General features: G+C 45.4%; 2 protein-coding genes. Both read right to left on the minus strand.

Annotated features, from left to right (window positions below):
- Positions 1-1,789 (minus strand): DNA primase (dnaG, locus tag RDS42_RS13860; protein ID WP_308784177.1); only part of this gene is annotated, 1,789 nt, incomplete at its 3' end.
- Positions 1,790-1,808: 19 nt separating this feature from the next.
- Positions 1,809-2,816, minus strand: a complete 1,008-nt coding sequence (locus RDS42_RS13865; RefSeq protein WP_308784178.1) for a deoxyguanosinetriphosphate triphosphohydrolase — start codon at positions 2,814-2,816, stop codon at positions 1,809-1,811.
- Positions 2,817-2,845: the final 29 nt, after the last annotated feature.

The raw sequence follows: 2,845 nt of genomic DNA on the forward strand, positions 1-2,845 counted from the left end.
AAGAAATATGCAGTTCCTGGCGTTTTCTGCCAAGATCCTCCAATTCTTTTTTTGCCTTTACAAGTTCCTGCAGTCCCTGAAGATCCGTAGGATCCCAGTTTCTGTTTTTTTCTGCAAGACTTTCCTGCTTGATCCTGAGAAGCGTATCTGCAAAAGCCCTGTCCTGTTCCTGCTGATTTTCCAGATGGATCGAGGCATTGAAAAGAGAGGCTACCTCTCTCTGTTCCTCGCTGTCCGGAAAGCTATTCAGAAGACGGGCCGGATTTACTTCCCCCTCTTTCCTCTGCTGAAACAGCATCTGCGCCACTTCCCGATAAAGAGGTACCACAAAATCCTCCGGTGTCAGATACTGTGCTACCTTATCGAAAATCCCAGGGTAAGTCACAAGCCAGGTAAGCATCAGTTTCTGAGAAGTATCTGAAGCAGATTCCCGCTTCTTTTTTTCAGAAGTTCCGGATTTTGGCTGTATCCGGTGTTCTGCAGGCGTTCCCTTAAGCGCCAGGGTATTTACCCTTTTTCTTAAATCCTCACTGCTGATCCCGTAACGTCCTCTATATATTTTAACGACAGCGTCAATGTAAAGATTTCGTTCCAGTTCATCTTTCAGTTCCAAAAGCATTTCTGCACATCGTTCAAAGAACCGGTTCTGTCCCTGCGGTTCATCCATAGAAAACTCATCTTCAGCAACACTTACTCTGAACAAAAAACTGTCCTTTGCCTCGTCAAGCCTCTTTTCGAATTCCTCGGGACCCATATTTTTGATAAATTCATCCGGGTCTTTATATGGTTTCAGGCTTACAACCCTGGAATTTACTCCTGCTTCCCGAAGTATAGGGATCCCACGAAGAACCGCCCGTATTCCCGCTTCATCGCTGTCATAAAGCAGCAGTACTTCCTGCGTATATCTTTTTAAAAGACTGGCATGCCCGGAAGTCAGGGCTGTTCCCAGTGAAGCTACCGCATTGTTAAAGCCGGCCTGATGCATGGCTATCACATCCATATATCCTTCACACAGGATCAGATATTTCTTCCTTGTAGTCCGGGCAATATTCAGTCCGTAAAGATTACGGCTTTTGTCAAATATCTTTGTTTCCGGTGAATTCAGGTACTTGGGCTTTGCATCACCCATGACTCTTCCCCCGAAACCAATAACCCGGTTGTTTACATCCATAATAGGAAAAATCACTCTGTTCCAGAATTTATCATACATTCCATGGCGCTCATCCACATTAAAAAGTCCGGATTCCCTTAAACGCTCATCGGAATAACCTTTTGACTTTAAAAAACGGTAGAGACCGTCACTGAATTTATCTGAATATCCCAGGCCGAACTTCCTCATTGTCTCGTCACTTAAGCCACGGTCTTTCAGATATTCGTATCCCCTGTATCCTTTGTCTGTGCGAAGCTGATAATAAAAATACTGCGCCGCCTGTTTATTAATTTCCAGAAGTTCTGCCTTTTCCTGGGCTTTCTGGCGAACCTCCTTAGAATATTCCATTTTTGGAAGTTCTACTCCCGCACGGTCTGCCAGATGTTTCAGAGCCTCTCCAAAGGTGTAATTTTCATATTCCATGATAAAGTTGAATACGTTTCCTCCTGCTCCGCAGCCAAAGCAATAGTACATCTGCTTGCCCGGCGTCACGGAAAAGGACGGTGTTTTTTCATTATGAAAGGGGCAAAGCCCAAAATAAGAGCTTCCCTTTCTTGTAAGTTTTACATATTGGGATACTACGTCTACAATATCATTTTTGCTTCGTACTTCCTCAATGATATCGTCTGAATAGCGCATAGACATCCTCCTCTGTTATTTAATAGCTGTCCCAGGACTGAGGGATAAAAAGCTCCCGGAATTTTGCCATAGAATACTGGTCTGTCATTCCTGAAAGATAATCACAGACAGCACGGTCCACGGTTTCTCCTTTTGCCAGAAGTTCTCTGTACTCTCTGGACATTGCCTCCGGATGCTGTATGTAATACTGATAAAGTTCCTTCAGCATATTAATGGCTTTCTTTTCCTCCCGCTTGGCTTCATGATGATTGTAGACACTTCGAAACATCAGCTCCCGAAGATCCATCAAAGCCTCCTGTATCTCGTCTGACATCTGTATACAGTCTTTATCCATACTGTTTTCTATAATGTCATGTACAAAGGTATTCAGCCGTTCCCTTGTGGTATATCCTAAAAGCATACGCATGGTAACAGGGATATCATCCTCTGTGATGATCCCGGCTCTCTGGGCATCGTCCATATCGTGATGAAGATATGCCAGCTTATCTGAAAACCGTACAACCTGACCCTCAAGTGTAGACGGATGCCCACTGGTACGGTGGTTTAAAATACCGTCAATGACTTCCCAGGTAAGATTCAGACCCTCTCCGTTCTTTTCCAGAACCTGCACAACACGGGCACTCTGCCTATAGTGTACAAATCCACCCGGACTGATCTCATTCAGTGCTTTTTCTCCGGCGTGGCCAAAGGGTGTGTGTCCCAGATCATGCCCCAGTGCAATCGCCTCCACCAGATCTTCATTAAGGCGCAGGGCCTTCGCTAAAGTCCGGGCAATCTGAGAAACTTCAAGTGTATGGGTCAGACGGTTTCTGTAATGATCCCCCTGAGGAGCAAGAAACACCTGCGTCTTGTCCTTCAGCCTCCGAAACGCCTTACAGTGAAGAATCCTGTCTCTGTCCCGCTGGTAAACCGTACGGACATCACATTCCTCTTCCTGCCTCTCCCTTCCTCGGGAATGGATACTGTGCGAGGCATAAGGACTCAAAAGTTCCAATTCTCTCTGTTCCATGTTCTCTCTGATATTCATAGGCAATCCCTCCACAGACTGACAAAATA

This window comes from uncultured Blautia sp. (assembly GCF_902497045.1).
Lineage (GTDB): Bacteria > Bacillota > Clostridia > Lachnospirales > Lachnospiraceae > Blautia_A.

Coding starts and splice junctions, on each gene's coding strand:
- RDS42_RS13865 (WP_308784178.1), bottom strand. CDS start 2,816: ATGAATATCAGAGAGAACATGGAACAGAGAGAATTGGAACTTTTGAGT.